This is a genomic window from Chryseobacterium sp. JUb7, assembly GCF_024806495.1.
Classification (GTDB): Bacteria; Bacteroidota; Bacteroidia; order Flavobacteriales; family Weeksellaceae; genus Chryseobacterium.
The window spans coordinates 17,544-43,954 of record NZ_JANUFF010000002.1; the positions used below are offsets into that span (position 1 = coordinate 17,544).

At 35.3% G+C, this 26,411-nt stretch carries 20 protein-coding genes; 7 read left to right on the plus strand and 13 right to left on the minus strand.

Going from position 1 to position 26,411, the window contains the following annotated elements:
- The first annotated feature begins 251 nt into the window (after positions 1 to 251).
- Together M2373_RS03740 and M2373_RS03745 are read left to right on the plus strand one after the other, a co-directional pair.
- Positions 252 to 1,166: an AraC family transcriptional regulator gene (locus tag M2373_RS03740; RefSeq protein WP_259107669.1), complete on the plus strand. Its 915-nt coding sequence runs from the start codon at positions 252 to 254 to the stop codon at positions 1,164 to 1,166.
- A 39-nt stretch (positions 1,167 to 1,205) separates the two neighbouring features.
- Complete coding sequence (locus M2373_RS03745; protein WP_259107672.1) at positions 1,206 to 2,084, plus strand: hypothetical protein; 879 nt, start codon at positions 1,206 to 1,208, stop codon at positions 2,082 to 2,084.
- Positions 2,085 to 2,133: 49 nt separating this feature from the next.
- Here the strand turns inward: M2373_RS03745 and gldG are convergent, their stop codons facing one another.
- From gldG to kbl, 4 genes are all read right to left on the minus strand, one after another.
- The gene (gene gldG, locus M2373_RS03750) at positions 2,134 to 3,804 is read right to left on the minus strand and encodes a gliding motility-associated ABC transporter substrate-binding protein GldG (protein WP_259107675.1); all 1,671 of its coding nucleotides are present in this window, start codon (positions 3,802 to 3,804) and stop codon (positions 2,134 to 2,136) included.
- A 4-nt stretch (positions 3,805 to 3,808) separates the two neighbouring features.
- Positions 3,809 to 4,537 carry an ABC transporter permease gene (locus M2373_RS03755; RefSeq protein ID WP_259107677.1) on the minus strand — a complete coding sequence of 243 codons (729 nt, stop codon included), beginning with the start codon at positions 4,535 to 4,537 and terminating at the stop codon, positions 3,809 to 3,811.
- A gap of 102 nt (positions 4,538 to 4,639) precedes the next feature.
- On the minus strand, positions 4,640 to 5,191 hold the full coding sequence (locus M2373_RS03760; RefSeq protein ID WP_259107680.1) for a CopD family protein: 552 nt from the start codon (positions 5,189 to 5,191) through the stop codon (positions 4,640 to 4,642).
- 205 nt (positions 5,192 to 5,396) lie between these two features.
- Positions 5,397 to 6,593, minus strand: coding sequence for a glycine C-acetyltransferase (gene kbl / locus M2373_RS03765; protein WP_259107683.1), 1,197 nt, complete (start codon positions 6,591 to 6,593; stop codon positions 5,397 to 5,399).
- Between the two features lie 162 nt (positions 6,594 to 6,755).
- On the opposite strand from kbl, the gene M2373_RS03770 reads away from it, so the two are divergent.
- The gene (locus M2373_RS03770) at positions 6,756 to 7,634 is read left to right on the plus strand and encodes a cupin-like domain-containing protein (protein ID WP_259107686.1); all 879 of its coding nucleotides are present in this window, start codon (positions 6,756 to 6,758) and stop codon (positions 7,632 to 7,634) included.
- Positions 7,635 to 7,770: 136 nt separating this feature from the next.
- Here M2373_RS03770 and M2373_RS03775 read toward each other — a convergent pair whose 3' ends face one another.
- From M2373_RS03775 to priA, 3 genes are all read right to left on the minus strand, one after another.
- Positions 7,771 to 9,696, minus strand: coding sequence for a M1 family metallopeptidase (locus M2373_RS03775; RefSeq protein WP_259107689.1), 1,926 nt, complete (start codon positions 9,694 to 9,696; stop codon positions 7,771 to 7,773).
- An 81-nt stretch (positions 9,697 to 9,777) separates the two neighbouring features.
- Complete coding sequence (gene dacB, locus M2373_RS03780; protein ID WP_259107693.1) at positions 9,778 to 11,250, minus strand: D-alanyl-D-alanine carboxypeptidase/D-alanyl-D-alanine-endopeptidase; 1,473 nt, start codon at positions 11,248 to 11,250, stop codon at positions 9,778 to 9,780.
- 160 nt (positions 11,251 to 11,410) lie between these two features.
- Positions 11,411 to 13,858: a primosomal protein N' gene (priA, locus tag M2373_RS03785; RefSeq protein ID WP_259107696.1), complete on the minus strand. Its 2,448-nt coding sequence runs from the start codon at positions 13,856 to 13,858 to the stop codon at positions 11,411 to 11,413.
- Between the two features lie 104 nt (positions 13,859 to 13,962).
- Here priA and M2373_RS03790 point away from each other — a divergent pair, with 104 nt between their 5' ends.
- Complete coding sequence (locus tag M2373_RS03790; RefSeq protein WP_259107700.1) at positions 13,963 to 14,433, plus strand: hypothetical protein; 471 nt, start codon at positions 13,963 to 13,965, stop codon at positions 14,431 to 14,433.
- Here the strand turns inward: M2373_RS03790 and M2373_RS03795 are convergent.
- The 5 genes from M2373_RS03795 to M2373_RS03815 form a co-directional block, all read right to left on the minus strand.
- On the minus strand, positions 14,430 to 15,338 hold the full coding sequence (locus M2373_RS03795; protein WP_259107703.1) for an AEC family transporter: 909 nt from the start codon (positions 15,336 to 15,338) through the stop codon (positions 14,430 to 14,432). The two genes, M2373_RS03790 and M2373_RS03795, sit on opposite strands and share 4 nt — an antisense overlap.
- Before the next feature lie 197 nt (positions 15,339 to 15,535).
- Positions 15,536 to 18,019, minus strand: a complete 2,484-nt coding sequence (locus M2373_RS03800; protein ID WP_259107706.1) for a glycosyl hydrolase 2 galactose-binding domain-containing protein — start codon at positions 18,017 to 18,019, stop codon at positions 15,536 to 15,538.
- A gap of 162 nt (positions 18,020 to 18,181) precedes the next feature.
- A complete protein-coding gene (locus M2373_RS03805; RefSeq protein WP_259107708.1) occupies positions 18,182 to 18,844 on the minus strand; it encodes a copper homeostasis protein CutC in 663 nt (220 codons plus the stop codon).
- 115 nt (positions 18,845 to 18,959) lie between these two features.
- Positions 18,960 to 19,955, minus strand: a complete 996-nt coding sequence (locus tag M2373_RS03810) for an isoaspartyl peptidase/L-asparaginase family protein (protein WP_259107711.1) — start codon at positions 19,953 to 19,955, stop codon at positions 18,960 to 18,962.
- Positions 19,956 to 19,990: 35 nt separating this feature from the next.
- A complete protein-coding gene (locus M2373_RS03815; RefSeq protein WP_259107714.1) occupies positions 19,991 to 22,246 on the minus strand; it encodes a glycoside hydrolase family 20 protein in 2,256 nt (751 codons plus the stop codon).
- Positions 22,247 to 22,351: 105 nt separating this feature from the next.
- Between M2373_RS03815 and M2373_RS03820 the strand changes: the two genes are divergently transcribed.
- Both M2373_RS03820 and M2373_RS03825 read left to right on the plus strand, forming a co-directional pair.
- Complete coding sequence (locus M2373_RS03820; protein WP_259107717.1) at positions 22,352 to 23,155, plus strand: DUF4197 domain-containing protein; 804 nt, start codon at positions 22,352 to 22,354, stop codon at positions 23,153 to 23,155.
- Positions 23,156 to 23,494: 339 nt separating this feature from the next.
- Positions 23,495 to 23,764: a hypothetical protein gene (locus tag M2373_RS03825; protein ID WP_259107719.1), complete on the plus strand. Its 270-nt coding sequence runs from the start codon at positions 23,495 to 23,497 to the stop codon at positions 23,762 to 23,764.
- Between the two features lie 54 nt (positions 23,765 to 23,818).
- Here the strand turns inward: M2373_RS03825 and M2373_RS03830 are convergent, their stop codons facing one another.
- Positions 23,819 to 24,472, minus strand: a complete 654-nt coding sequence (locus tag M2373_RS03830; RefSeq protein ID WP_259107721.1) for a CoA transferase subunit B — start codon at positions 24,470 to 24,472, stop codon at positions 23,819 to 23,821.
- 122 nt (positions 24,473 to 24,594) lie between these two features.
- Between M2373_RS03830 and M2373_RS03835 the strand changes: the two genes are divergently transcribed.
- Positions 24,595 to 26,397 (plus strand): ABC transporter ATP-binding protein, encoded by a 1,803-nt coding sequence (locus M2373_RS03835; RefSeq protein ID WP_259107722.1) that lies wholly within the window; start codon positions 24,595 to 24,597, stop codon positions 26,395 to 26,397.
- Positions 26,398 to 26,411: the final 14 nt, after the last annotated feature.

Here is a 26,411-nt window from a genome sequence, read left to right on the forward strand (position 1 = left end):
CGCTCAGGATGACAACCATAATACTATTTTTGCAATTGATGCTGAGAAATGAGTGAGTTGATATATTCTGCTATAATCTAATTTTCTTAACTGAAAATCCTTCGAGAACCTCAGGATGACAGACTCTAATACTAATTGTTATAATTTATACGCAAAGTTTCAACAGTGTCAGGCTAAGGCTCTCGAAGCCTTTTCCACTATAATCATTTTTACATTTATACTTTTACAAAAAAACATTTAACTTAGTCATTATGAAAAAGGCATTTCGTTTTAATTCACTTTCTGAGTTTCATATTTTCTGCAATCTTCCGAACCCTGAACATCCTTTGATCAGCCTGATAGATTACAGTAAGGTCAACTATCCTACTGATGATACCGAGTTGAGATGGATTCAGAATTTCTATTCAATTGGCCTGAAAAGGAATGTCAATGCTAAGTTCAATTACGGGCAGCAGGAATATGATTTTGATTCCGGAGTCTTATGTTTTGTTTCTCCGCTTCAGTTTTTGAGCCTTGAAATGAAACCTGATGTTGAAGTAGAGCCCACCGGGTACTTATTGCTGATTCATCCCGATTTTCTCTGGGGAACTTCCCTGATTAAAAAAATAAAGTCTTATGAATTTTTCAGTTATCAGATCAATGAAGCGCTTTTCCTTTCGGATAAAGAAGAGAATATTATTGTTGATTTGTTTAAAAATATTGAAAAAGAATATCAGACAAATATCGATAAGTTCACACAGGAATTGATTGTTGCCCAACTGGAACTGTTCCTGATTTATGCCGAACGTTTTTATGAACGTCAGTTTTTCACGCGAAAAAAATCCAGCCACGAACTTTTAGAAAGATTTGAGGAAGTTCTTTCCCAATATTTTGAAAACGGAAACCTCATCGAAAATGGAATTCCTTCGGTGAAAACCATCGCTGAACAAATAAATATTTCACCCAATTATTTGGGAAGTTTACTACGAATTCACACGCAACAAAATACCCAACAGCATATTCAGAATAAAATCATCGACACCGCAAAAGAACGTTTGAGTACAACGAATCTTTCTGTAAGTGAGATTGCTTATGAACTGGGATTTGAGCATCCGCAGTCTTTTAGCAAGTTGTTTAAGCAGAAGGTGAAGCAGTCGCCAGGGGAGTTTAGGAGGTTGTTTAATTGAGGAAAAATACTTATGTTTAATCTTTAATAAAACTATTATATGTCAATTAAAATTAAACAAATTGATCTATTTAAAGATTGGGTAGGATTAAAGAAAGTTGAACTAGAATCAAAAAATTTCATCACTGATGATCTTGATGACGATATGATATCAATCTTATATTTTACACTTCAGAATAGAATAATTCCTAAAAAAAGAAGAAATATATTTAAATCAAATATCTTTCATTGTCCTGATGTGTTAATTAATAATTTAAGTTTTTTAGAGGAAAAGATTAGAAACGGTGAAGAGCTCCTACCTCATCAGAGTAAAAGATTAGAAAATCTCGAAGATAAAGATGGACTTCTTTTTGACTGGAATATCTTTCATTTACATCTTGGAACTACATTAGAAAGTGATGGATTTGTACAGAGAACAGGTCCTTTACTATATTGTATTTTTGATGACCAAAATGCATATTTTATTCAGATCTTAAATCATGGGCAATGGACTAATCAAGGCTTATTAAAAATAATTCATGAAAACTGGCCACAAACAATTAAAAACTTCAGAATCTGTGAAGGGCAAAATGTAACGTTAACACATAATCCTAGTGATAGTGAAATAAACGATTTTAGAAAAGCAAATATTAATACTTTGATTAAAGTTGATGAGAATGTAATATATTTGGGCCCTGGATTCGGGTTCACATCTTCAGGACATAGTGCTAAGGCAGTACAAAATCATATACGTAACAAAAATGCATTAAACGATTTTCAAGAGTTATTAGTTAAAAATACAGAACAAGAATTGTTAAAATTATTTGGAAGCTTGGAAGTTATCAAAATAAAAGAGTTAGAATTATCAATGATGAATCATCAAGAAGGTTTTAAATTAGTTGAAAAAAATAATAATCTAGAATTGTTTTTGAAACAATAAGTAATACAAAATAAAAAAGAGAAGCCAAAAACTTCTCTTTTTCTATATCTTATCCAAACTTCTTCTTTCTCAACCAGAAGAACAAACCTCCCAAAATACCGATAATCGCTAAAGGAAGCAGCAAATTAAACCATTGCCAGTTGTTTTTCTCTTCTGTAATTCTCTGTCGGTCGAGAAGACGCTCTTCGATGTTTCTGTTTCGAAGTTCCATCAGGTTGCTGTCATCCAAAAGATAGTCGAGAGCATTTCTTAAGAACTGTTCGTTTCCGAATTGTTCGTTGGTTAGCATATCAACTCCTAAAGGTAATGGCTGCCCTTTGATCACTTTATTTCTTCCTACATCTCCGTCTGCAATGACGATCATTTTATTTTCAGGGCTTGTTCCTTTAAAACCAGGATATGATTTTCTCTCAATTCTTGAAGCATAAGCAGAATTAAATTTCCCTTCCAAAGCTACCGCATAGATTTTTGGAGTGCTTGGTTTTTCCATTTGTCCAAGACTGTCAACACTAGCGATTTCTTTAAGATCAACATAATTCGGAACCTGTTTCAACAATGTTCTTTCACTCGATTCAAAAAGAACTCTGGTCTTTATATTTTTTCTTCCGCCCAAGGTATCAATAGAAGTCGGAAATTCGAATTTTACAGGATTGATATTTTTCGTGATCGGATCATTCTTTTCAGCAATTCCTAGCGGGAAATAAGGCCACGGAAGACTTGTATATTGTGGGTTTCCGCCAACTTCACCAGTCACCAGTCTCAATAAAGCAAATTTCTTCACATCTTTCACCAGTGCAGGATTGATTCTGATACCGTAGTTAAAGAAAAAGTCCGTCATATTAATGTCTACAGGGAAAGGCATTACTTTCTTAGATCGAGTCAGTGTATCCATTTCAGCATTTACAGCATCGATCATCCAAAGTGTCTTTCCTCCACCCATGATGTATTGATCAAGAATCACTTTCTCATTATCCGTGAAAGCTTTTCTAGGTTTTGCAATGACTAAAGCATTCATTTGCTTTAACAATGGTACATCAGCTAAGCTCAGTTCGGTTTGATTTTTAGGAATAATAGGACCTGCATCATAATTTTCAGTGGCCAGATGCATAAATCCCTGGAATTCTTCAGGACTCAGCTCATCGTGATTCACTAAAATTCCGATTTTCTTTCTTTTGTCAACCGCAATATTTTTGATGTTTGAAACCAGGTTATATTCTAAGTTTTCAATGGATTTTGTCAACTGCTGATCTGCATCAATTCCGGTCTGCTGAACCACCAATGGAATAGATACTCCTCGGTCACGGTACTTCACAACCGCATAAGGAAACAGATAAATCTGAGAAACTTTCCCGTCCTTTACATCTGGAAGAACAGAGGGCTGCATTCCCATAGCCATCAGGGTATCCTGAGGAATTTTACTTTTGATGGGATCGATGAATTTAAAATCAATTTTTGGATTAATTTTTCTGAATTCTTCCAGCATAAATTTCGTTTCACTCTGCAGCTGCTTAAAACTGGCGGGAAAATCTCCTTCCAGATAAACATCTACGGTCACCGGTTTTTTTATGGATTCCAAAACCTTCACCGTATTATCAGAAAGGGTGTATCTTTTTTCTTTGGTTAGGTCTAATCTGATTCCTGAAATAGCAAGAATAACAACCAACGGTAAAATAACAAACAGTAAAATTCCGAATGGCGATTTGAATGATATCTTCTTCATAATTCTACTTCTTTTTATTGATAAAATGGTTGGACAAAACTAGAGTAACCCCAATGATTAAAACAAAATAAGCCACATCTTTAAAGTCGATAAGACCTCTTGTAAAGCCTAGGAAATGTTGATAAAAACCAAAATTCTGTAAAATAAAATCGGCACCTCCCAATAATTTGTAGCTTGCCAGCTGCTCGATTCCGAAATACATGATAAAACACATGAAAACACCCAACAGGTAAGCCATGATCTGATTTTGAGAAAGCGAAGAAGCCAAAATTCCAACTCCTGAGAATGATGCAATTAAAATAATTAATCCAAAATAGCTTCCGAAGGTCATTCCAAGATCGATATTTCCTTCCGGAACACCTAAAACATAAACGGTATAAAGGTAAATCAATGATGGAATCAAGCATAAGATTCCAACAACCCAAACAGATAAAAATTTACCCAGAACCAGATCTGAGATTTTCAAAGGTTGAGAAAACAGCCAGTTTAATGTTCCTGTTTGCTGTTCTTCCGCAAAAGTTTTCATTGAAAGTGCCGGAATGATAAACATCAATAACCAAGGTACTAAAACGAAATAACTTTGTAAAGAAGCCAGTCCGATGTCAAAAATATTGGAATCATTCTCGAAAAAAAATAAAAACAGTGTCGCTATCAAACTGAAAGCCGCAATGATAATCCAAGCGCTCCAATTTCCAAAATAGCTCCAAAGTTCCTTTTTAAAAATTGCAAACATGTTTTGTAGTTATGAGTTATACGTTTTTAGTTATGAGTTCCTTAGTTACTTGTTGAGTGTTGCTTCAACCAACTCATAACTCATCATTCATAACTTATAACTTTATTTATTTTTCTTGTTTTTATTAACCAGTTTAACAGTCATCATGATTAAAAATACCAAAACGAAAAATCCGGCAATTAATTGCCACCAGTATTCAATTACCTGAGTTTTTAAAATGACCGTGAAGACCACCAGAAACAAAATAAAGGTTGCGATTTCGTTGGCCTGTCTCAGCTTGATATTAGCTGTTTCCAGAGTATTTCCGTTGAGTTCTTTTAACTGTAAAACTTTTTTCCAGCACCAGTAATGATAAACCGCCAATCCGATCAGGAAAGTAAGTTTTAAATGAAACCAGGGCATTTTCATTAATCCTGTATTTAAGAAAATCATGACCAATCCGCAAACTGTCATGATGACCCCGGCCGGAACAGTAATAATATTCCAAAGCCTCCGAGCCATAAAGGTATACTGTTCTCTTAAAATTTTCTTTTTATCCTCAGCAAATTCATCGGTATCTTTATAGTAAACAAAAATTCTCACGAGATAAAAAATACCCGCAAAATAGCTTACCATGAATATAATGTGTAGTGCTTTTATTATCGTGTAAAGCATTCAGAAAAAATTATTGGCAAAGATAAGTTTTTATATATTCTTTAAGAATAAAAATTCTTTTATAAGAAAAATATAATTTATGTAAAAAATGCTTCGACTTCGCTCATCATGATACCGCGAATACTAACTGTTTTAGAGTCAATTTGTAGCGGTGTCATGCTGAGCCTGTCGAAGCATCTCAATATTATTTTAAATCAGATTAAAATTAAGAAATAACACCTAATTCCTTTCCTACTTTTTCAAAAGCTACAATTGCTTTATCCAAATGTTCTCTGCTATGTGCTGCAGAAAGCTGAACTCTGATTCTCGCTTTTCCTTTCGGTACCACAGGATAGAAGAATCCGATCACATAAATTCCTTCATCCATCAGTTTTTCAGCCATTTTCTGAGCCAAAGGTGCATCGTAAAGCATTACCGGAACAATCGCAGCATCACCGTCAGGAATATCAAAACCTTTAGCTTTCATCTCTGTTCTGAAATATTCTGCATTTTCCATTACTTTGTCACGAAGAGATGTATCTTCAGAAATCATATCCAATACCTTTAAAGCAGCACCTACGATTCCCGGAGCTAAAGAGTTTGAGAATAAATAAGGTCTTGAACGCTGTCTCAACATATCGATAATCTCTTTTTTACCTGAAGTAAATCCTCCTAAAGCACCTCCAAGAGCTTTCCCTAGTGTAGAAGTGATGATATCTACTCTACCCATTACCTCATTTGCTTCATGAGTTCCACGACCTGTTTTACCGATGAAACCCGTTGCGTGAGAATCGTCAACCATTACCAAGGCATCATATTTATCTGCCAAATCGCAGACACCTTTCAAGTCTGCAACAATTCCGTCCATTGAGAAAACGCCGTCTGTCACAATAATTTTGAAACGGTGATTTTTTTCAGAAGCAGCAATCAGCTGAGCTTCAAGATCTGCCATATTATTGTTTTTGTAACGGTATCTTGCAGCCTTACAAAGACGAACTCCATCGATGATTGAAGCGTGGTTCAGTTCGTCAGAAATAATTGCATCTTCTTCTGTAAATAGCGGTTCGAAAACACCTCCGTTGGCATCGAAACAAGCCGCATAAAGAATAGTATCCTCTAATCCTAAAAAGTCCGCAATTTTTTGTTCCAACTGCTTGTGAATATCCTGAGTTCCGCAGATAAAACGTACTGAAGACATTCCATAACCATGAGATTCGATCATATCCTGAGAAGCTTTCATTACTTCAGGATTGTTTGATAATCCCAGATAATTGTTGGCACAGAAGTTCAGAAGCTTTTTTCCATTGGCTTCTATTTCTGCACTCTGCTGAGAAGTAATGATTCTTTCTCTTTTATAAAGCCCGTCGTTATCAATATTTTGTAGTTCGTTCTGTAAATTTTCAAGATACTTTTTAGAGATCATTTTAGATAATTTTTTTGATGTGCTAATTTAGTAAAATCACCGTAAAGTATCCGCTTTTATGATTTTTATTCTGGTCTGTTTAAATAAATATCTTAATTTTTAATCAATAGTCTATAATTTAAGTAGACTAATTACTATATTTGTTTCTTTAAAATCAGGAAAATGATATTATCACCAGTACAAAAAATTAAAAATATATCATCACGCGAATTTCTTAATACTTATCTGAAACCGGCAAAACCAGTAGTTTTAAAAGATTTTGTAGACCCTGAAAGTCCGGCTTTTAAAAAATGGAATTACGACTATTTTAAGGAAATTGCCGGAGAACACAAGGTCAATATTTACGGAAGCGAAATTGAATCGCTGGACAGAGTTGCCAGCAAACCTATCGGACAAAGTACATTCTCAGATTATCTCGACTTAATCACTTCTTCTCCTACTGAACACCGTTTATTTTTATTTAATTTATTAAGTATCAAACCTGAGCTTAAAAATGATATTCATTATAATGATGTTACCAAAGGAAAAATATTAAAATGGCTGCCTTTTATGTTTTTCGGAGGTGAAGGTTCTATTACAAGAAACCACGTTGATATTGACATGTCTCATGTTTTTATCACTCAATTTCAAGGAATTAAGAGGATTTGGCTTTTTCCCTTGGAACAATCTGATTTACTTTATAAGCTTCCCTATAATTTCCACAGCATCACCAATATAAAAGAACCCGATTACAATGAATTTCCGGGTCTGAAATATATCAATGGCTACGAAGCTGTTATCGAACCCGGAGAAACCCTTTATATCCCTTCCGGCTGGTGGCATTACATTCAATATGAAACCGAAGGTTATTCTGTTTCCATCAGAGCTTTGCCATCAAGCTGGCTTGAAAAATGGAGAGGATTTAAAAACCTTGTCCTCATCAGACATTTTGATAATGTGATGAGAAATCTATTTAAGGAAAAATGGTTCAGTTTTAAAGTAAGAAAAGCGACAAGAAAAGCCAACCGCGCTATTAAAAGACAAAAAAGTTTTCAGATATAAATTCAGAATATTAATCATAAAAACAAATTACAATGGAATTATTTTATGCAATGATCTCAGCAGAACGGTCACTTCTTTCGTTCTATCCTATCGTATAACATTTGAAAACGGGCAACTTTAAGTTGCCCGTTTTTATTTATTTCTTTAAAAATTTAATTTTTTTGCCTTTTATACTGAAAATATAAGTCCCAGGAATTAATTCTGAAATATCAATCGGTTTTCCCGGTTTGTACATTTCTTTTCTAACCAATTTACCATCAGTAAAATGAATGGTAAATTCTGCTGACCTGCCAACTCCTCTCAGATACAATTCATTTCTGGCCGGATTCGGGTACAAGGAAAATTCATCAGCGTTGAACTCTGTGGTAGATAATGTATTATCCTGAATAACCGTTGAATTTTTCTCAAGCATCTGGTATTCATAATTAAACTCAACACTTGCTACTGTAAAAGGTATCGTTTCTGTAAAGTATTGGTTATTTGATGTATTGTTTAACGCAAAGTAAGCCACCTGACCGCCTGTTCCGTTTACTTTTATCGGCAAAGGCATTTCAAAAAAGCTTACACTTGAGCTGCTCTGAGTCTGAGAAGCTTTAAATGCAATCTGATTTCCAACCTGCCTCCATCGGATATCATAGGTAGGATACCCTTCACCATACACCCAATCATTAAAAAATCCGGTAAAATCTTTTCCTGTTGACTGTAGTAAAGAAGCATTAAGATCAGCCGTTCTGGCATAATTATAGGCTAAATTCGGTCTTGCATGGTAATCTTTAATCGCCTGATAAAAAGCAGTTTCGCCCAGCACCCACTTCATCATTCTTACAATATAGCCTCCTTTTGAGTAAGATAATCTGCCGCTAAAAATAGCTCCGATATTTCCTAAATTGGCATCAGCAACATATGTACTTCCACCCGGAACACTTGTTATATAATTTTTTTCACCTAATAAATAATTCAGAAATTCGGTGTTGGTCATTAACAGTTTTTCATTGGCCAGATGCTGTCCGAAAGTAGCAAAACCTTCATTCAGCCAGATATCATTCCAGGCTCCGCAGGTTACTTTATCGCCAAACCACTGATGGGCCAGTTCGTGGGCAATCACCGTTTTACTCCAGGCACTCATTGATGAGATCGTCTGATGCTCCATACAGACACCGTTATACTGAAACTCCATATGACCATATTTTTCATTTCTGAACGGATACGGACCGAAATAGGTTTCAAATGTATTCATGATTTGTTTGGTCCAGTCAATATCTGCCATAACAGAGGCATTAGTAACAGTTGTCGGATATACATAATTTACAAAAGGAAATGGCGGACTTCCCATCGTGTCATTAAGTTTAACAAAATTCGTGATAGAAAGCGCAATCAAGTAAGCAGTTGTCGGGTACATTGTTCTCCAGAACGTCAGTTTCTGTCCGTTTGGCAGAGCCGTTTCCGACATCAGCTTCCCATTCGCTGCCACACTATACTGAGAAGGTGTGGTAATTTTAAAATCAAATCTGTCGATTTTATCGTTCATACTTTGTTTGGTCGGAAACCAATCCTGCGCACCATAGGGTTCATTTAAAGTAGAGAGAATTGCTGTTCCGTTTTGAGAACCTGTAGAAAAAGCATTATTATCTAAAGCTGGAGCTCCTGAGTAATGAATAGTGAGTGAATCGAGAACATTTGCCGGAAGAGCAGACTGAAAATCAATTTTGAGCTCCTTTGTCGGAAGCTGTTGAAAAACCAATGAAGTTCCATGATACTGTACCTGTGAAACTGTTAAGGCATTGGCCAGATCAAAATAGATACTACTCATACTCTGATTGGGTTTAAAATGGGAAGTCACCGATCCTGATATATTATAAACAGAAGGATTTAAGCTAACGTCCATTCTCTGGTACTGCAAATCGTAGTTCAGCGTATTGGGATTAATATTATAGGTGATCATCTTATTGGTAAAAGACTTCATTTCCTTTGCAATAAGTCCTTTTTTTTCAATATTATGATCCTGACTGTAGAATTGCTGAATGAAAAGCGTGCTTAAAACTAAAAGATAAAATTTTCTCATATTCAGGTATATATAATCAAAGATAAAAAAAACCTTCTAATCATTGATTAAAAGGTTTTTATAATATTAAAATAAATATTTTTAAAGGTCTAAAGCCGGCTCAAGAATTTTTTCCATTCTCTTTTTTACCATATCTACAGATCCTGCATAATTGTTTACCATCAGAGAGAAAACCAGCGTTTTTCCGGAGTTTGTTTTCATATATCCCGCTAATGTTTTTACTTTATTCAAAGTACCTGTTTTAGCAAAAACCTGTCCGTTTCCTGTTCCGTTGAACATTCTTTTCAATGTTCCGGACTGACCTCCAACCGGTAATGATGTAAAATAAGACTTATAATATTTCTCATCCATTAAAGATGTCAGAAATTTCACCTGAGAAATGGGAGTTACGTTATTGGCTCTCGACAAACCGCTTCCGTCCATATAATTTAAGCCCATCATATCAAATCCTTCATTTTTCAAATGCTCAGTAACTACTTTTCTACCCGATTCTGACGTCTGATCTCCTAGAGTCTGGAATCCTACCGTCTTCAATAAAGCTTCTGCCAAAGAGTTATCACTGTGTTGGTTGGTATAAAAAACGATATCACTTAAAGTCGGGGATTTATACGCTGAAACCAGTTTTCTGCTCTCCGGGCTCGCATCTGTCATTTTAGGTGTTACTTTTCCGGTAACAGCGACTCCGCTTTTCACGAGTGTTGTTCTGAAAGAATTGGCTAAAAAAGCCGGCGCGTCAGGTAATTTTGTTGTTAAAGTTCCCGGACCGTCATATTTTTCAGCATACACCATCTGGTTCATATAAGGAGAAACATAGAAAAATTTCTTGTCCCCTGAGAAGCTGTTTCCTTTCTTTACGATCAGTTTTTCATTTGCCGGATTGATCTCACGGGTTGTACCTGCCGGTAAGTAGTAATTATTATTTTCCAACCAAACAACATTTTCCGGAAGTCTTGAAATATTACCTTTGAAAAGCGCTGTCTGAATTATAATATCACCATTTACCTTTTTGATTCCCTCGCGAGAAATTCCACTTACGAAATCTGAAACGATATCTCTGTAAGGAGCAGCTCCTGCCTTATTGGTTCCCAAAGACGGGTCTCCGCTTCCTACAATATACAGATTACCATTCAGTACTCCGTTTTCATCTATATTTCCGGAGTATTCCAACTGGGTCATCCAACGATAATTTTCACCCAAAACATTCAAAGCCGTTTCGGTAGTTAATAATTTCGTTGTAGAAGCCGGAACCAAAGGAGTATTTTCGTTGTACGAAGAAATGACCTTCTTCGTTTTAGGGTCATACACTACGAATCCCCAGGTCGCATTTTTCAGCACCGGGTCGCTCATCATTGTGTTTACATTAATATCTACAAGTTCTTTTGGCGACAAAACTGTCTTTTCTACCATTGAAGTAATGGGAGAAGGTAAGTTTAAAGAATTTCTTTGATTGTCATATGCCTGAGAATATAGAACTGTAGAAACGGTAGACTGTGCAAGGAAAAATCCTGAAGCCAATACCGCTGCGCTGGAAATATATTTTCTGAAATTTACCATCTATTTTTTCATTTTCTTACACTTTGGATAGGTTAAAAATCAATGGGTTAAATTGAAAGTTAAAAATCCAAACATATAATCAACGTTCAAAAGTAGAAAATATTGCTATAAGTAGGTTCACGGGACTCTTATAAAAGGCTATAAAGTTTGTTAAAAATTGTTAAAAATCCACAAAAACGTCTTTTTTAATACTTTGGTAAGCAATAATTTCATCGAATTCTTTTAGACTTATCAAAACCTGCTTTTTATATTCTTCATATTTTTTCCCACGCGGAAGCTTCAGCATGATCTGAAACTGATACAAATTATTAAGCCTTGCGATCTGTGCCTTTTCCGGACCTAAAACACAATCTTCAGGAAGATATTTTCTTAAAATTGAACCTAAAAACTGAGAGGCCCGGTTTACTTTATCCTCTTTCCTGTGCTTAAGCTCAATCATAATTAATTTTGTAAAAGGAGGATAATGAAATTTCTGACGTTCAGTTAAAATATATTTATAAACCTTTGCCGGATTATTCATTTTAATTAACTGAAAAACAGAATGATCAGGATTATAGGTCTGAATTAAAATTTTTCCTTTTCCGGAAACTCTTCCCGCTCTTCCGGAAACCTGAGTGATTAGCTGATAGGCCCTTTCCTCCGCTCTGAAATCCTGAACATACAGTAAAGAATCTGCTTTGGGTATTCCGACCAGCTCGATATGATCAAAATCCAGTCCTTTGGAAATCATCTGAGTTCCCACAACAATATCGGTCTCCTGATCTTCAATTTTCTCGTATAATTTTTCGTAGGCAAATTTCTTTCGCATAGAGTCTACATCCATCCTGTCTACCTCATTATCCGGAAATAATTTAGAAACCTCTTCGTGAATTTGTTCCACTCCTACTCCTCTTTCATTCAGGTTTTCAGAATAACATTTCGGACAGGTCTTCGGTTTTGAAGCTCTTTGGCCACAGTAATGGCATTTCATTTCATTGGCAGCCTTGTGATAAGTCATCACAACATCACAATTGGAGCAGTAATTTACATATCCACAGCTCTCACATTCTATTACATTTGCATACCCCCGACGGTTATGAAGAACAATAGCCTGATTTTTTTCTTCTAGAGTTTTCTTAATTGCATCAATGAGCTGTAAAGAAAAATTTCCGGAAACTTTTTTGGAATCCTGAGCTTCTTTAAAATTAATTAACTCATATTCAGGAAGATTTACATTTCCAAAACGCTCTTCAAGAAAAATGTATTTCATTTTATCCTTTCTGGCGTTATAGTAACTTTCGACAGAAGGTGTTGCAGAACCTAAAATGGCTCTTGCATTATAAAATCCCGCCAAAACCAGGGCAGCATCTTTGGCATTAAAAGAAGGTGAAACTTCTCTGGGTCTGTACGCAGAATCATGCTCTTCATCAACAATAATCAACCCTAAATTCTGAAAAGGTAAAAACAAAGAATTACGGGTTCCGATGAGGATTTTAATATCATTTTGCCTCATTCTTCTCCAAACCTCAACACGTTCAAAATCTGTCAGCTTCTGGTGATAAAATCCCAGCTGCCGGCCGTATTTTTTTTCCAGTCTTTGGGTAATCTGCTTCGTCAGTGAAATTTCAGGAAGTAAAAACAGAACGTTTCTTCCTTCCTGGATGGATTCTTCGATTTTATCTAAATAAAGATGTGTTTTCCCTGAAGAAGTTACTCCGTGAAGAAGGACATTTTTTCCTTCATCAAATGCTTCATCAATTTCACTTTTTGCCGTTTTCTGGGCTTCTGAAAGTTCCTCGATCTCTTCAATCTCTCCATCATAGCTTTCAATACGGTCTTTCTGCATATAATATTCTTCTACAAGATCTTTATCTGCTAAAGATTTGAAATGTGAACTTCCAAAATATCCGTCTTCAAACAATTCAGACTTTTTGATATGATGATCCGGATTTTCTGTCTGCTTCTCTAAAATATGAAGGAAAAGGTCTTTTTGTTTTCGGGCCTTATTCAATTTTAAAAGAATTTCTGTAAGATTCTGATTGCTTAAAACGCCATCTCTGATCTTAACATAAGCAACTTCTTTCGCTTTATATTTTTCAGCAATTTTTTCATCGATTTCAATATACTGCAGATCAATCAATGAATTAATCGTTTTGATGATATCTTTCTTGGCAATAAAAGCCTCAATATCACTAAGATTAATAAGCTGACGAACCTCCAGTGCCTGAACAAGATACATTTCATTTACATCAAGGTTTTCGAAATCAATCGTGACATTTGGTTTTAATTTTAAGTACGTTTCACTTTCCAGTTTCAAGGAAGAAGGAAATGCAAAACGGTAAATTTCACCTAAACCACACAAATAGTAATCTGCAAGCCAGTTCCAAAATTTAAGCTGTTCCTGCGGAACTATCGGTTTATCGTCCAAAAGGCTGATTACTTCTTTTACAACAAAATTTTCCGGAACGTTGTCATGAAGTTCAAAAACAATTCCGGTATAGATTTTCTTCCCTCCGAACGGAACCAAAACACGCATTCCGGCCTGAATTTCGGATAATAATTCTTCTGGAACTTTATATGTGAAAGAACCTTTTAAATTAAGTGGTAAAATTATTTGAGCGTATTGCAAAGGAAATATTTAAAGTGTAAAATTAGATTTTTCTTTAGAGAACTGCAATATTTTCTATATTTATCGTTCTTGTATCAACTTAATTTTTACCATTTAAACTGACCATGAAAAAAACTTTTGTATTGCTATTTTTATTTTTGCTGATCATTACTCAAGCTCAGGAAAAAACGTCTTTAAACAAAGGGGAAATTATTATTCCTATTGGTAAAAAGCTCTTTCTTAAACCAGAAATCAAAAATGATAAAATCGTAAACTTTGAAATTGTCAAAGAAGAAAATGTAACCGAAAAAATAGATCTCTTTGGTATAATGAAAAATTTTAAAAAAGATAATATCAAAGATAACAGTATTAAACTTACATTTTCTGAGGCCCAAATGATGACATCCTCTATTTATGCATTATTTATCATCCAAAAAACAGGAAAAAAAATGATCTTTAAAGCCAGAATAAGACTGAAAGGAGACCCTCAATATCATCCAACTTCTATTTTGCCATCTGTAAGCAACTCTGCACACGTAGAGCAATGGCGGGATAATATTGACTCAATTATCCTATCTGATTTTGAATTAAATTAAAATATTGATTCAATAATTTGATACCAGACTGCTGAAGTAAAAAGTCCTACGATGATGCTGAAACCAATCGTCAGATTCGCCAGTTTGGTATTGAGCCTGAATTGTTCTGCGATAATACTGGCCGTAACAACGGTGGGCATAGCAGATTCAAAAATGGTAATTTTTGCGATATTCCCTTTTATTCCCAGCAAAAAAGCTAGACCTAAAGTGATTGCAGGAGCTACAATCAGTTTGTAAAACATTGATGCCGACATTTGAGGAATCAGTTTTTTCCAGCCACTGAATTTTAATTGTAACCCGACAGAAAATAAAGCCAGCGGACTTACTGTTGCTGACAATTTATCAAAAAAAGGCTCTGCCAAAGTGAAATCTATAAACTGAGATAAGGCTAATGCTGCAATACATCCGACCAGTGGAGGAAATGTAATTAATCTTTTCAGTATAAAGATAGCACTTACTTTTCCGGACTTGCTTCCCCCTTTTACAGCAGCTATAATTCCCATTGTTGAAAGAGAGAAAAACATGGTCTGATCACAGATAATCGCAATACTGAGAAGGCTTTCTCCGTAGAATGCTAAAATCAACGGAAAGCCTATGAATGACGTATTACTATAACCGCTTACCAATTCCAAAGTGCTTCTCGATCGTCTTGAATATCCTTTGCTTTTGCTGTAAAACATCATAAAAAAAAAGCAAAAAACAGACGTTAAAAATGTGGCCACAATCGGAAAAAGCATTTCCGTTGTCCAGTGAACTTTTGGGAGATATTTAAAAGAAACAGCCGGAAGGGCAAGATAAAGAATCCAGGTATTAATGCCTTTATGAGCATCGGGATGGATAGATTTTGTTGCCTTGAAAACCATTCCTGCGATAATACACACTGCAATCAGAACAAAATTTACCATAATGATGAGAAAATATGCTGCAAATTTACGGCTGATTTTTCAGTTAAGCATGAAAACTGATATTTTTTACATAGTTTTTGTATTCCAGCGAAGAAAAAGCTTAAGCTTTGCTCAGACTGGTAATGTTTAAATCTTTATTTTATTAAAAATTTTCAGGCTGAGCAGATTGAAAAGTCCTTATTAAAGTATTTATTTTGTTAATTCATCGCATCCCAAAGGCTCATCACCTCAATCTTCTCCAATGGTTTTGAAAGTGTAATTCTTTTAGAAGTTTTAGGAAGCAGATCAAAGAAGTTATCGCTAAAATGAGTATCTCCAAGCAAATAAACATCTTTCGCCAGGATATCTGTGGAAACTTCAATTTCTGTTGCAGAAATCTTTTTGATTTTAAGATTAGGTTTCGTGAGTTTTAAATCCTTTGGTTTGGTAAAAAAATGAATGTTTTGAGCAATGACTTTTCCTTTTCCATCTTTCAAAATTAAACTTAAAAAAACTTCACTTTTATCTTTATGTTCAATCAGGTTTTCAATTTCAATCGGGTCTAATTTTACAAATCCATCCAATGTTTTTCCATTTGAAACAGAAGATATTTCGGTTAAAATTTCGCCATTGAATCTAATAACCTGTGTTTCTAAATAAATATCATTATATTTTTTCAAGTCATCATTCACTGCGTAAAAATTTAAAACTCCATCCTTTTCTTCAGTCAAAATCATCTGATTTTCAAAACTCCTTTTGATCTGATAATGCAAGGCTTTCCAGTTACCTAAATAATCAATTGAAGACCAGGAAACCACCGGCCAGCAGTCATTGAGCTGCCAATACAACGTCCCCATATTATAAGGTTTTGTACGACGGTGTGCTTCAATGGCAATCTGCATTCCACGTGCCTGAAGCAATTGGGAGATATAATTGTATTTCACAAAATCTGCAGGAATTTTGTAATCCCTTTTCATGTAATTATCAATGATTTCCCAACCCCGGGAGTGTTTTTCATGAGCTTTTATTGTTCCGTTCTGTACATTAAGATCCGGACTCCCTGAAAACATAGATTTTGTAGTTTCCAGCGTTGGCATTCCCTGAAACCCATATTCAGACATGAAACGCCCCACTTTTTCATTATATATTTCAAACGGCTGCTCTCCCCACCAGACTCCCCAATAATGAGAATCTCCTTCAGTCAGACTTTCTTTATGCCCCCAGCCGATAGATGGTGAACTTGGCCAGTAAATCGTTTTATCACTGGTCGCATATTTTTTTATCGCATCGGGTATAACCTGATGAAAAACTTTATTATAATCCTTCCAAACCTGTAAAGAATCTTCTTTTGAATACTTGAACTGTTTTTGGTATCCCCAGTTGACAATTGCTTCATCAACTTCATTATTTCCGCACCATAAAGCAACTGAAGGGTGATTTTGAAGGCGGTTGATCTGATCTTTTACTTCTTGTTGTACATTATTCAGAAAATGCTCATCTGCCGGATAAAAGCTTCCTGCAAACATAAAGTCCTGCCATACTAAAATTCCGTTTTCATCACAAGCTTTATAAAATTCGTCATCTTCATAAATTCCGCCACCCCAGATCCGGATCATATTCATATGTGCATCCTTCGAATCTTTGATAAGTTTCTGATATTTTTCTTTTGTAATTCTTGGTGAAAAGCTATCAGCAGGAATCCAGTTTGTTCCTCTCACATACATCGGATTTCCATTAACTTTAAAATAAAATGACTTTCCTTTCGAGTCTTTTTTCTGAATTAATTCAACTGTTCTCAATCCTATTCTTTCACTTTTTTCAGCTATAATTTTGGAATCCTTCTGCAGAGAAATCTTCAGATTATACAAATTCGGATCTCCCCATCCGTTGGGCTGCCATAGTTTTGGGTTTTTAATCTGATAAGGAATTGAAATTTTATTTAACCCGGATTTTAGAGAAATATTTTGAGATTTATCATTAATTAAAATAGAATATTTCCCTTCTTTGTCAGCAAAAATTTCTGCGTGAATATTTAAATCAGCATTTTGCCTGGTGATATTTTTCTGTTCAATTTTCAGATTTTCCAGTTTCGCCTGATTCCAAAAATTCAATTCAACCTCTTTCCATATTCCTGACGTCACCAATCTGGGTCCCCAATCCCATCCAAACTGATACTGTGCTTTTCTCACAAAGCTTCTTGGAGATTCCGGCATGGTGAAAGGAACTTTTTTGGCTAGTTCTTTTCCTACATTTACCGCAGATTTGAATTTAATCTGTAAAATATTTTCCCCAGCATTTAACTTTCGCTTCACTGGAATTGTCCATTTTCTGAACATATTATCTGTAGACTGTAACAGTTTCCCATTTAAGTAAATTTCAGAAAAAGTATCCAGACCATTAAAAACCAAATCGATATTCTGATTCTCAAGCTCTTTAGCCGAAATCATAAACGAAGTCTGATAATCCCAGTTCTCATTTTCTACCCATTGAACTTTCTTCTCATTTTCATCTTTATAAGGATCGGGAATTATTTTGTTATTCATCAGATCCAAATGGACTGTTCCCGGTACCGATGCTTTGAGCCATTTGTTGTCTTTTGAATTTTTGAATTGCCATTTTTCCGAGGATAAATTCCGCTCAGAAAATTGAGCGAATACTATATTTTGAATAAAAAAGAAAGAAAAAAGTAGAGTTTTGTTCATTATAATTATTTAATTCAGCATAATATCTAAGCACCACCTTTGTCATCCTGAGCGCGAAGCAGTCGAAGGATTTCAGCTATAAAATGAAACCTCATCCAGAGTTCTAATACTAAGTTTAGATCCTCTCAATGACAAAGGAGATGAATATTTTATAATTAAGACTTATTTATTCTTCAAAGCAACCACCTCATCGGCATTTGCAAAAGCACCTCCATCAGTAATCGCGGAAGAATGAAAATAAACAGCTTTTGTAAATGCTCTCAGCTCTTCAATATTCGTAGAGCGCAATCCGCCACCTACAAGGATTTCGATTCTTCCATCAGATAAGTCAACCAGTTTTTTCAGATTCTCTTTACCTTCCGAAACATTGGGTTTCTGACCTGAAGTAAGGATTGTTTTAAAACCACATTCTATTACTTTTTCCAGAGAATTCTCCAAATCGTCAGCTCTGTCAAAAGCGCGGTGAAAAGTACACGGATAAGGTTTAGCCAATTCTACCAGCACTTTATTCTGTTCAATATTCACCTCATCATTTTCATTTAAAATTCCAAAGACAAAACCATCGACCTGTAAAGATTTTAACTGAACCAGTTCAGATTTCATTTGTTCGAATTCTTCATCAGAATAGGTAAAATCACCACCACGGGGACGTATCATGACGAAAATCGGGATATTTATTTTTTCTCTAATCTGCTTTGCTGTTTCAAAGTCTGGTGTTGTTCCACCTTCACTCAATCCGTCACAAAGTTCTATCCTGTCGGCTCCATTTTCAAAAGCGATCATTGCGGACTCAGGATTGAAACATGCTATTTCTATTTTTGACATTTAGGGTTTAGGGTTTAGGGTTTAGGGTTTAGGGTTTAGGGTTTAGGGTTTAGCAAAAATAATATCTAATATCTAATATCTAATATCTAATATCTAATATCTAATTTTTTACACCTTATTTCAAAGCAAACTCAGGTTTCTCAAGACGGTTTCCTTTTTGGTCATACACGGCGAAATTAAATCCGTCCTGAATACAGTATGAACCGTATTCACCCTTTTTGTTGATCGCAATAAAACCAACCTGAATATCTTTTAAGTTTTTATTTCTTCTCTTGGTAATCTGTACAATCCTTTCCACGGCTTCTTTACAGGCCTGTTGTGGCTTTCTTCCCTGTCGCATCAGTTCAACAACCAAATGAGTACCTACCGTCCTGATCACTTCTTCCCCATGACCTGTTGCTGTAGCTGCGCCCACCTCATTATCTACAAATAAACCGGCTCCTATGATTGGAGAATCGCCTACTCTGCCATGCATTTTGAAAGCCATTCCACTGGTTGTACATGCTCCGGAAAGATTTCCCTGTGCATCCAGAGCGATCATTCCGATGGTATCATGATTTTCAATATTGACGATAGGCTGATATTTACTGTCTTTCAGCCATTCTTGCCACTCTTTTTCAGATTCGGGAGTGAGAATATTTTCTTTTTTAAAACCTTGAGAAACCGCAAACTGTAAAGCTCCGTCACCCACCAGCATCACATGCGGTGTTTTTTCCATCACGGCTCTTGCAACGGAAATCGGATTTTTAATGTTTTCAAGACAGGCAACAGATCCTATATTATAATTCTCATCCATAATACAGGCATCCAATGTCACTCTTCCGTCTCTATCGGGGCGACCACCATAGCCAACACTTCTTTCACTCGGATCATTTTCAACCAGACGAACTCCTTTCTCCACAGCATCCAAAGCCCTTCCTCCTTTCCCAAGGATTGTCCAGGCTTCTTCATTGGCTTTCAAACCAAAATTCCATGTGGAAAGAACAATTGGTTTATTGATTATTTTTGTATTGTTTTCAGGTAAATCTTTAGCAATTAGATCCAACGGATTCAATAATAATGCAGATGATGCTAAAGCTGTATGTTTTAGAAATTTTCTACGTGAAGACATTTTGTTTAAAGTTTAAAGTTTTGGGGTTAAAAGTTTTAGTTTGCTCCGATTTCATCTACGAAAAGCCATGCTTTTGAGTCTGCTCCCGGATTTCCAGCCGGAATAATTCCTGCATTTTCTATTTTAACTTTTATATATTTTGAATTTTGATTTCCTACGTTAAGTTTAATTTTTCCTTTTGCATTTTTAATTTCTTCTCCACCGATCTGTTTAATCATTTTGAAATTCTTATTATCATCAGAAACAAATACCTTTGCTGATTTCGCCAGATGAATCCAGCTTCCTTTATTTTCTAATGTATTAAAATAGATCTCATTAAATTGAGTTTTCTGCCCCAGATCAATCGTTGCCACAACATCTTTCCCCTGAAAGCCAAGCCAGGTTGTTCCCAATTGTCTCTGATTTCCAATAATACCATCAACTAAATTGAAAGCACCATTATAAGAATAATTTTCGCTAGGTTGCTGCTCTAATGTTATTTTCTTCCCTGTCGTTTTTGACACGATAAACTGTTGTGATGAAATGGCACTTTTTAAGTCTCCATTTTCAAAATAGGCAGATTTTATTCCCATAGATTTTGTAACAGGAACCGGATTCTGATAAACCTGAGAATTTGAACGGGGATCTGTTCCATCTAAAGTATATCTTATACCATTTGCGTTTTGTGACGTTTTTAGCTCGTAGACAACGGAATTATTTTCTGAAACAGCTTTTCCGGTAATATTATAAATACTTTTCGCGTAATTTACGCCCATTTTATCCAATACTTTGAATTGAGAAATCACTCTTTCCTCAAATTCTTTATAATTTTTGGGATCTGAGGTTCCCCATCCAACCTCTGACAAAGCCATCATTCTTGGCAAAACCATATATTGAACCTGTTTAAAATCAAGAATATATTCCGTCCATAAATTCGCCTGAACCCCTAAAATGTATTTCGCCTGTTCTGCATTCAGTTCTTCAGGAATCGGGTTGTAAGAATATACTTTTTCTAAAGGTACAAAACCTCCGAAAGCAGGTGGTTCAGTCTGTGGATCTCCCTGATAATAATCAAAATAACAATAGGAAGTTGGGGTCATTACAGCAAAATGTCCTGTTTTTGCAGCTTCCACTCCACCTTTAATTCCTGTCCAGCTCATCACAGCTGCATTGGGAGCCAATCCGCCTTCGAGAATCTCATCCCAGCCGATAATTTTCCGCCCTTTTTTATTGACATATTTTTCTATCCTGTGGATGAAGTAACTTTGAAGACCGTGTTCATCTTTTAAATTATTTTTCTTAATTAATTCCTGACAGTGAGCACATTCTTTCCATCTTGTCTTCGGACATTCATCCCCACCGATATGGATATACTGAGAAGGAAAAAGCGTCATTACTTCATCCAAAACATTTTCAAGAAATTTGAACGTTTCATCTTTCGGACAAAAAACATCATCGAAAACACCCCATTTTGTTGCCGGCTCGAATGGACCTTTTGTGCATGCTAACTCTGGATAAGCCGTCAAAGCAGCTAAAGCATGGCCAGGCATTTCAATCTCAGGAACCACGGTAATATGTCTTTCTGTAGCGTATTTTACAACATCTTTGATCTGGTCCTGAGTATAAAAATATGGCCCGTATGGTTTTCCGTCAAAAGTATTGTCTACGTAAGCTCCGATCATTGATTCTTTGCGCTTTGAACCCACCTGTGTCAGTTTCGGATATTTTTTAATTTCAATTCTCCAGCCCTGATCGTCTGTTAAATGCCAATGAAAAGTATTCAATTTATACATGGCTAAATAATCAATGTATTGCTTCACCTCTTCAACTGTGAAAAAATGACGGCAAACATCCAAATGCATTCCTCTCCATGCGAATTTCGGCTGATCTTCGATTTTCATTGCAGGGATCTTTCCTGCATCTTTATATTGATTAATAATTTGGATTAATGTTTGAAGTGCCAAAAAGTAACCCTGTTTAGTGTAAGATTTGATAGAAATTTGTTTGGGAGTTATTTCTAAAACATAAAACTCCTTATTCTGATCAACATTATTTGCTTTTGGAAGCTGAGAATATACCAAATGTGCTTCTGATTTTCCGGAATTCTGAAATTTCAGATTTGCACCTGCCTTCTTTTTAAAATATTCCGTTTCTTCTTTTGGCAAATCGTTATTTAACATAATAACATTAGAAATAGTAAAATTTCCTTCATTTATTTGCACTTTTTGAGGATAAGGAATTAGATTCAGTTTTTTTTGGGAAAAAACTGAAGTTGAGACTAGTATAAAAAATAGTAAAAAGGCTCGTATCATGGGATTTGATTAAGGTTTTAGCTAATATAATTATTTTCTGAAAACTTCAACAATCTTTTTAACTTATTAAAAAATAAAACATCTAATTTTGCATAAAAATAGACGATGAAAAAAACTTTTTTTCTGGCAGCCGGATTATTAATTTCGGTATCCACACAAGCACAAATTTTTGATGTTATAAAATCTACTGTTAAAGATAAAACCGGAATAGATCTCAATACTCCTGTAAAAAATAACAGTACAACCAATACTGCTACTCCAAAATCCAATACAACTTCTCCTGTAAATCTTGGAAGTCTGACTTCTACTCAAATTTCATCAGGACTCAAAGAAGCTTTAAACCTTGGAGTATCTGAAGGAGTAAAGAAACTGGGCGTTACCGACGGCTTTTTAAAAAATGAAGCTGTGAAAATATTAATGCCTGAAAAATTAAGAAAAGTAGATACGACCTTACGTTCTTTAGGTTTGGGAAGCTTGGCAGATCAGGGGGTAAAACTATTAAACAGAGCTGCTGAAGATGCAGTAACGGAAGCCACTCCTATTTTTACAAATGCGATTACTTCCATGACGATTACAGATGCAAAAAACATTCTGCTGGGCACCGATAATGCTGCAACAAGTTATCTGCAGGGAAAAACCCAGAGCCAGTTATTTACAGCGTTTCAGCCTAAAGTAAAAGCATCGTTAGGAAAAGTAGGTGCAGATTCGGTCTGGAAAACAATAATTTCCAAATACAATACATTGACAGGGCAATCTGTAACCACAGACCTTAATGAATATGTAACTACAGAAACCATCAACGGGGTATTTAAAATGGTAGCTCAAAAAGAAAGCGGTCTTAGAAACACACCCGCCATGAGAACAACAAGTATTCTACAAAAGGTTTTTGGCGCGCAGGACAGTAAATAGTATTTAGAATCTACATACCATATTTAAACTCTGCTGTTATCACGGCAGAGTTTATTTTTTGAATAACAACAAATTGTTAAAAAAGTCTTAAAAAAAGCCCATTACCAGAAGTGTTTAATAAACTTTAACATAATAATATTTCACTTTATATTGAATACTTTTCAATCATTCATTCATTTTAACAGAATAACGATATTATATAATGTTAAATCATCAAATAATTTCTGAAGAAAGCTTTTTATCATTTACAAGTTAACAACCACAAAATCAATTAGAAAAACTACTGTTTTCCATAAGTTTATTATCCTTTATTATTTATTTTTGTAAAAACTAATATATATGACATTTAATGAGGCATTAAAATGCAAGAAAAAATTCATCACCGATTCCAGTAATTATACTCAAAGTCTTTATTACTGTTTAATAATTCCAACGAAAGAAGAGGAAGCGGAAAGATACATTCATGACTTTAAACAATTACCTTCTAATTTTATCGATGAAAGTTGTAAAAAATACACAAAGGATACAGAATTCAGAGTAAAGATAATTTCTAAAAAAGACTGCCAGCCAATTCAAGAAGAAATACTTGTCGGCAGTTTAGCTAAATAAGCTGTTTAACAATTAAAATAAAAAAACCTTGTCAGTGACAAGGTTTTTATTTTATTAAAACTGCATCTCAGGAATTTCACCTTCGATAATCAGATCTGCTTCTGTAGATTGGATAATGTGTTCCACTGAAACTCCCGGTGCTCTTTCCACCAGTCTGAAACCTGCAGGAGTAACATCCAGAACCGCCAGTTCGGTAACCACTCTCTTTACACAGTTAACTCCCGTTAAAGGAAGTGAACATTTTTTCAGAATCTTACTCTCTCCGGCTTTATTTACATGCATCATCGCAACGATAATATTTTCTGCAGAAGCCACCAAGTCCATGGCTCCACCCATACCTTTTACCATTTTTCCCGGAATTTTCCAGTTGGCAATGTCTCCGTTTTCAGAAACTTCCATAGCTCCAAGAATGGTAAGATCTACTTTCTGGCTTCTGATCATTCCGAAACTGAAAGCTGAATCGAAGAACGATCCCCCTTCCAATATGGTAATAGTCTGTTTTCCGGCGTTGATGATATCTGCATCTTCTTCTCCTTCAAAAGGGAAAGGTCCCATTCCCAACACTCCGTTTTCACTTTGAAATTCTACTGAAAGATTATCCGGAACGTAATTCGCAACCAATGTTGGAATTCCGATTCCTAAATTTACATAATATCCGTCTTTAACTTCTTTGGAAATTCTTTGTGCAATTTGTTCTTTAGTTAGCATAGCTTAATCTTATCCTGCCAAATTAGCCATTTTTTCAGAATTACGAAATACTTTCTTTCTTAACCTATGATAAATTTTGCTTCTCAATTTGTCGTAAATTTGTGGACTTTTTAATTTTACAAATGAAAATTCTATTATACTATCTAAAACCTTATAAATGGCTAATCATCGCTTCGCTTTTATTAGCTTCTGTAAATCAAGTTTTCTCACTGTTTGCGCCTGCTATTACAGGAAATATACTGGATAAACTGGTTACTCATCCCAATTTTTTTGATAAAGAGAAACTCCTTCCGAGAAATATGAATGAATACCTCTATGGGACTGATATCTATCATGGTGTTTTTTATTTCCTGGGTCTGCTCGTAGGTACGGCAATGATAAGCAGGATTGCAAAAGCATTTCAGGATTATGTAGTGAATGTAATCATTCAAAAATTCGGTGCTAAAATTTTCACTGATGGGTTAAAACATTCTATGAGATTACCCTTTCAGGAGTTTGAAGACCAAAGAAGTGGTGAAACACTTTCAATTTTGACTAAAGTACGTGAAGATTCAGTGAAATTCATTAATAATTTCATCAATGTATTTTTTGGAATTCTGGTAAGCATCATCTTTGTTTCAGTTTATGCAATACGTCTGCATTGGTCGATCATGCCTGTTTATGTGGTCGGTATTATCTTTATTGCTGTTGTAACCAATTTATTAAGCAAGAGAATAAAAACCATCCAGAAAAATATCGTAACCGAGACGACCAATCTTGCAGGAAGTACTACAGAAAGTCTTAGGAACATCGAAATTGTGAAAAGTCTGGGTCTTACCAATCAGGAAGTGGAACGTCTGAATAACAACACTTATAAAATTCTGAATCTCGAACTGAGAAAAGTGAAAAGCATTCGTTCTTTAAGCTTTGTACAGGGGACTTTGGTTAATTTTTTACAGCAAACGATTACTTTCACCCTATTGTTGCTTATTTTCAAAAATGTGGTAACGCCGGGACAATATTTATCATTGATGTTTTACGGATTCTTTATTTTCGGTCCGATGCAGGAAATCGGAAACATTATCATTTCATATCGTGAAGCACAGGCATCACTATTCAACTTCGACAGAGTGATGAAAAAAGAAATAGAGCCTAAACCTGATAACCCAAAACGAATCGGTGCTATTGAAGAACTGGAATTTCAAGACATCTCATTCCAGCATCAGACCGCTCATTATAAAGCGCTCAGCTCGATTTCTTTTAATGTAAAAAACGGTGAAACAATTGCATTTGTAGGCCCGAGTGGTTCCGGTAAAAGTACATTGGTAAAACTGCTTGTCGGCTTATACAGACCTCAGGAAGGTTCAATTTTTTACAATAAAATTAATGGAAAAGAGTTTGATTTTGATGAATTGAGAAATCAAATTGGATTTGTAACCCAGGATACTCAGCTTTTTGCGGGAACGATAAAAGAAAACCTTCTGTTTGTTAATCCTTCGGCAACAGACGAAGATTTACAATTAGCCCTAAAAAAGTCAAGCTGTACAGGTCTTTTAGAGCGTGCTGAAAACGGAATAGAAACTGTTATAGGTGAAGGCGGATTAAAACTAAGTGGTGGTGAAAAACAAAGAATTGCCATTGCCCGAGCATTATTGAGAAAACCTCATCTTCTTATTTTTGATGAAGCTACGTCTGCGCTAGACAGTATCACTGAAGAAGAAATTACAATGACGATAAAAGAAATTTCTAAAGAAAAAGAGCAAATTACGGTTCTTATCGCCCATAGATTAAGTACAATCATGCATGCTGACCGGATTTTTGTTCTGGAACGCGGACAGATTGTAGAAACCGGTTCGCATTTACAGTTAATTGAAGAGAAGGGACTGTATTATGCGATGTGGAGACAGCAAATCGGAGAAAGGAAAATCGCAGAAACTTTGATTTAAGCTAAAACTAATTT

Coding starts and splice junctions, on each gene's coding strand:
- kbl (WP_259107683.1), bottom strand. CDS start 6,593: ATGATCTCTAAAAAGTATCTTGAAAATTTACAGAACGAACTACAAAAT.
- M2373_RS03770 (WP_259107686.1), top strand. CDS start 6,756: ATGATATTATCACCAGTACAAAAAATTAAAAATATATCATCACGCGAA.
- M2373_RS03820 (WP_259107717.1), top strand. CDS start 22,352: ATGAAAAAAACTTTTTTTCTGGCAGCCGGATTATTAATTTCGGTATCC.
- M2373_RS03835 (WP_259107722.1), top strand. CDS start 24,595: ATGAAAATTCTATTATACTATCTAAAACCTTATAAATGGCTAATCATC.
- M2373_RS03775 (WP_259107689.1), bottom strand. CDS start 9,696: ATGAGAAAATTTTATCTTTTAGTTTTAAGCACGCTTTTCATTCAGCAA.
- M2373_RS03810 (WP_259107711.1), bottom strand. CDS start 19,955: ATGTCTTCACGTAGAAAATTTCTAAAACATACAGCTTTAGCATCATCT.
- M2373_RS03740 (WP_259107669.1), top strand. CDS start 252: ATGAAAAAGGCATTTCGTTTTAATTCACTTTCTGAGTTTCATATTTTC.
- gldG (WP_259107675.1), bottom strand. CDS start 3,804: ATGAAGAAGATATCATTCAAATCGCCATTCGGAATTTTACTGTTTGTT.
- M2373_RS03755 (WP_259107677.1), bottom strand. CDS start 4,537: ATGTTTGCAATTTTTAAAAAGGAACTTTGGAGCTATTTTGGAAATTGG.
- M2373_RS03830 (WP_259107721.1), bottom strand. CDS start 24,472: ATGCTAACTAAAGAACAAATTGCACAAAGAATTTCCAAAGAAGTTAAA.
- dacB (WP_259107693.1), bottom strand. CDS start 11,250: ATGGTAAATTTCAGAAAATATATTTCCAGCGCAGCGGTATTGGCTTCA.
- M2373_RS03805 (WP_259107708.1), bottom strand. CDS start 18,844: ATGTCAAAAATAGAAATAGCATGTTTCAATCCTGAGTCCGCAATGATC.
- M2373_RS03815 (WP_259107714.1), bottom strand. CDS start 22,246: ATGATACGAGCCTTTTTACTATTTTTTATACTAGTCTCAACTTCAGTT.
- M2373_RS03795 (WP_259107703.1), bottom strand. CDS start 15,338: ATGGTAAATTTTGTTCTGATTGCAGTGTGTATTATCGCAGGAATGGTT.
- M2373_RS03760 (WP_259107680.1), bottom strand. CDS start 5,191: ATGCTTTACACGATAATAAAAGCACTACACATTATATTCATGGTAAGC.
- M2373_RS03790 (WP_259107700.1), top strand. CDS start 13,963: ATGAAAAAAACTTTTGTATTGCTATTTTTATTTTTGCTGATCATTACT.
- M2373_RS03825 (WP_259107719.1), top strand. CDS start 23,495: ATGACATTTAATGAGGCATTAAAATGCAAGAAAAAATTCATCACCGAT.
- M2373_RS03745 (WP_259107672.1), top strand. CDS start 1,206: ATGTCAATTAAAATTAAACAAATTGATCTATTTAAAGATTGGGTAGGA.
- M2373_RS03800 (WP_259107706.1), bottom strand. CDS start 18,019: ATGAACAAAACTCTACTTTTTTCTTTCTTTTTTATTCAAAATATAGTA.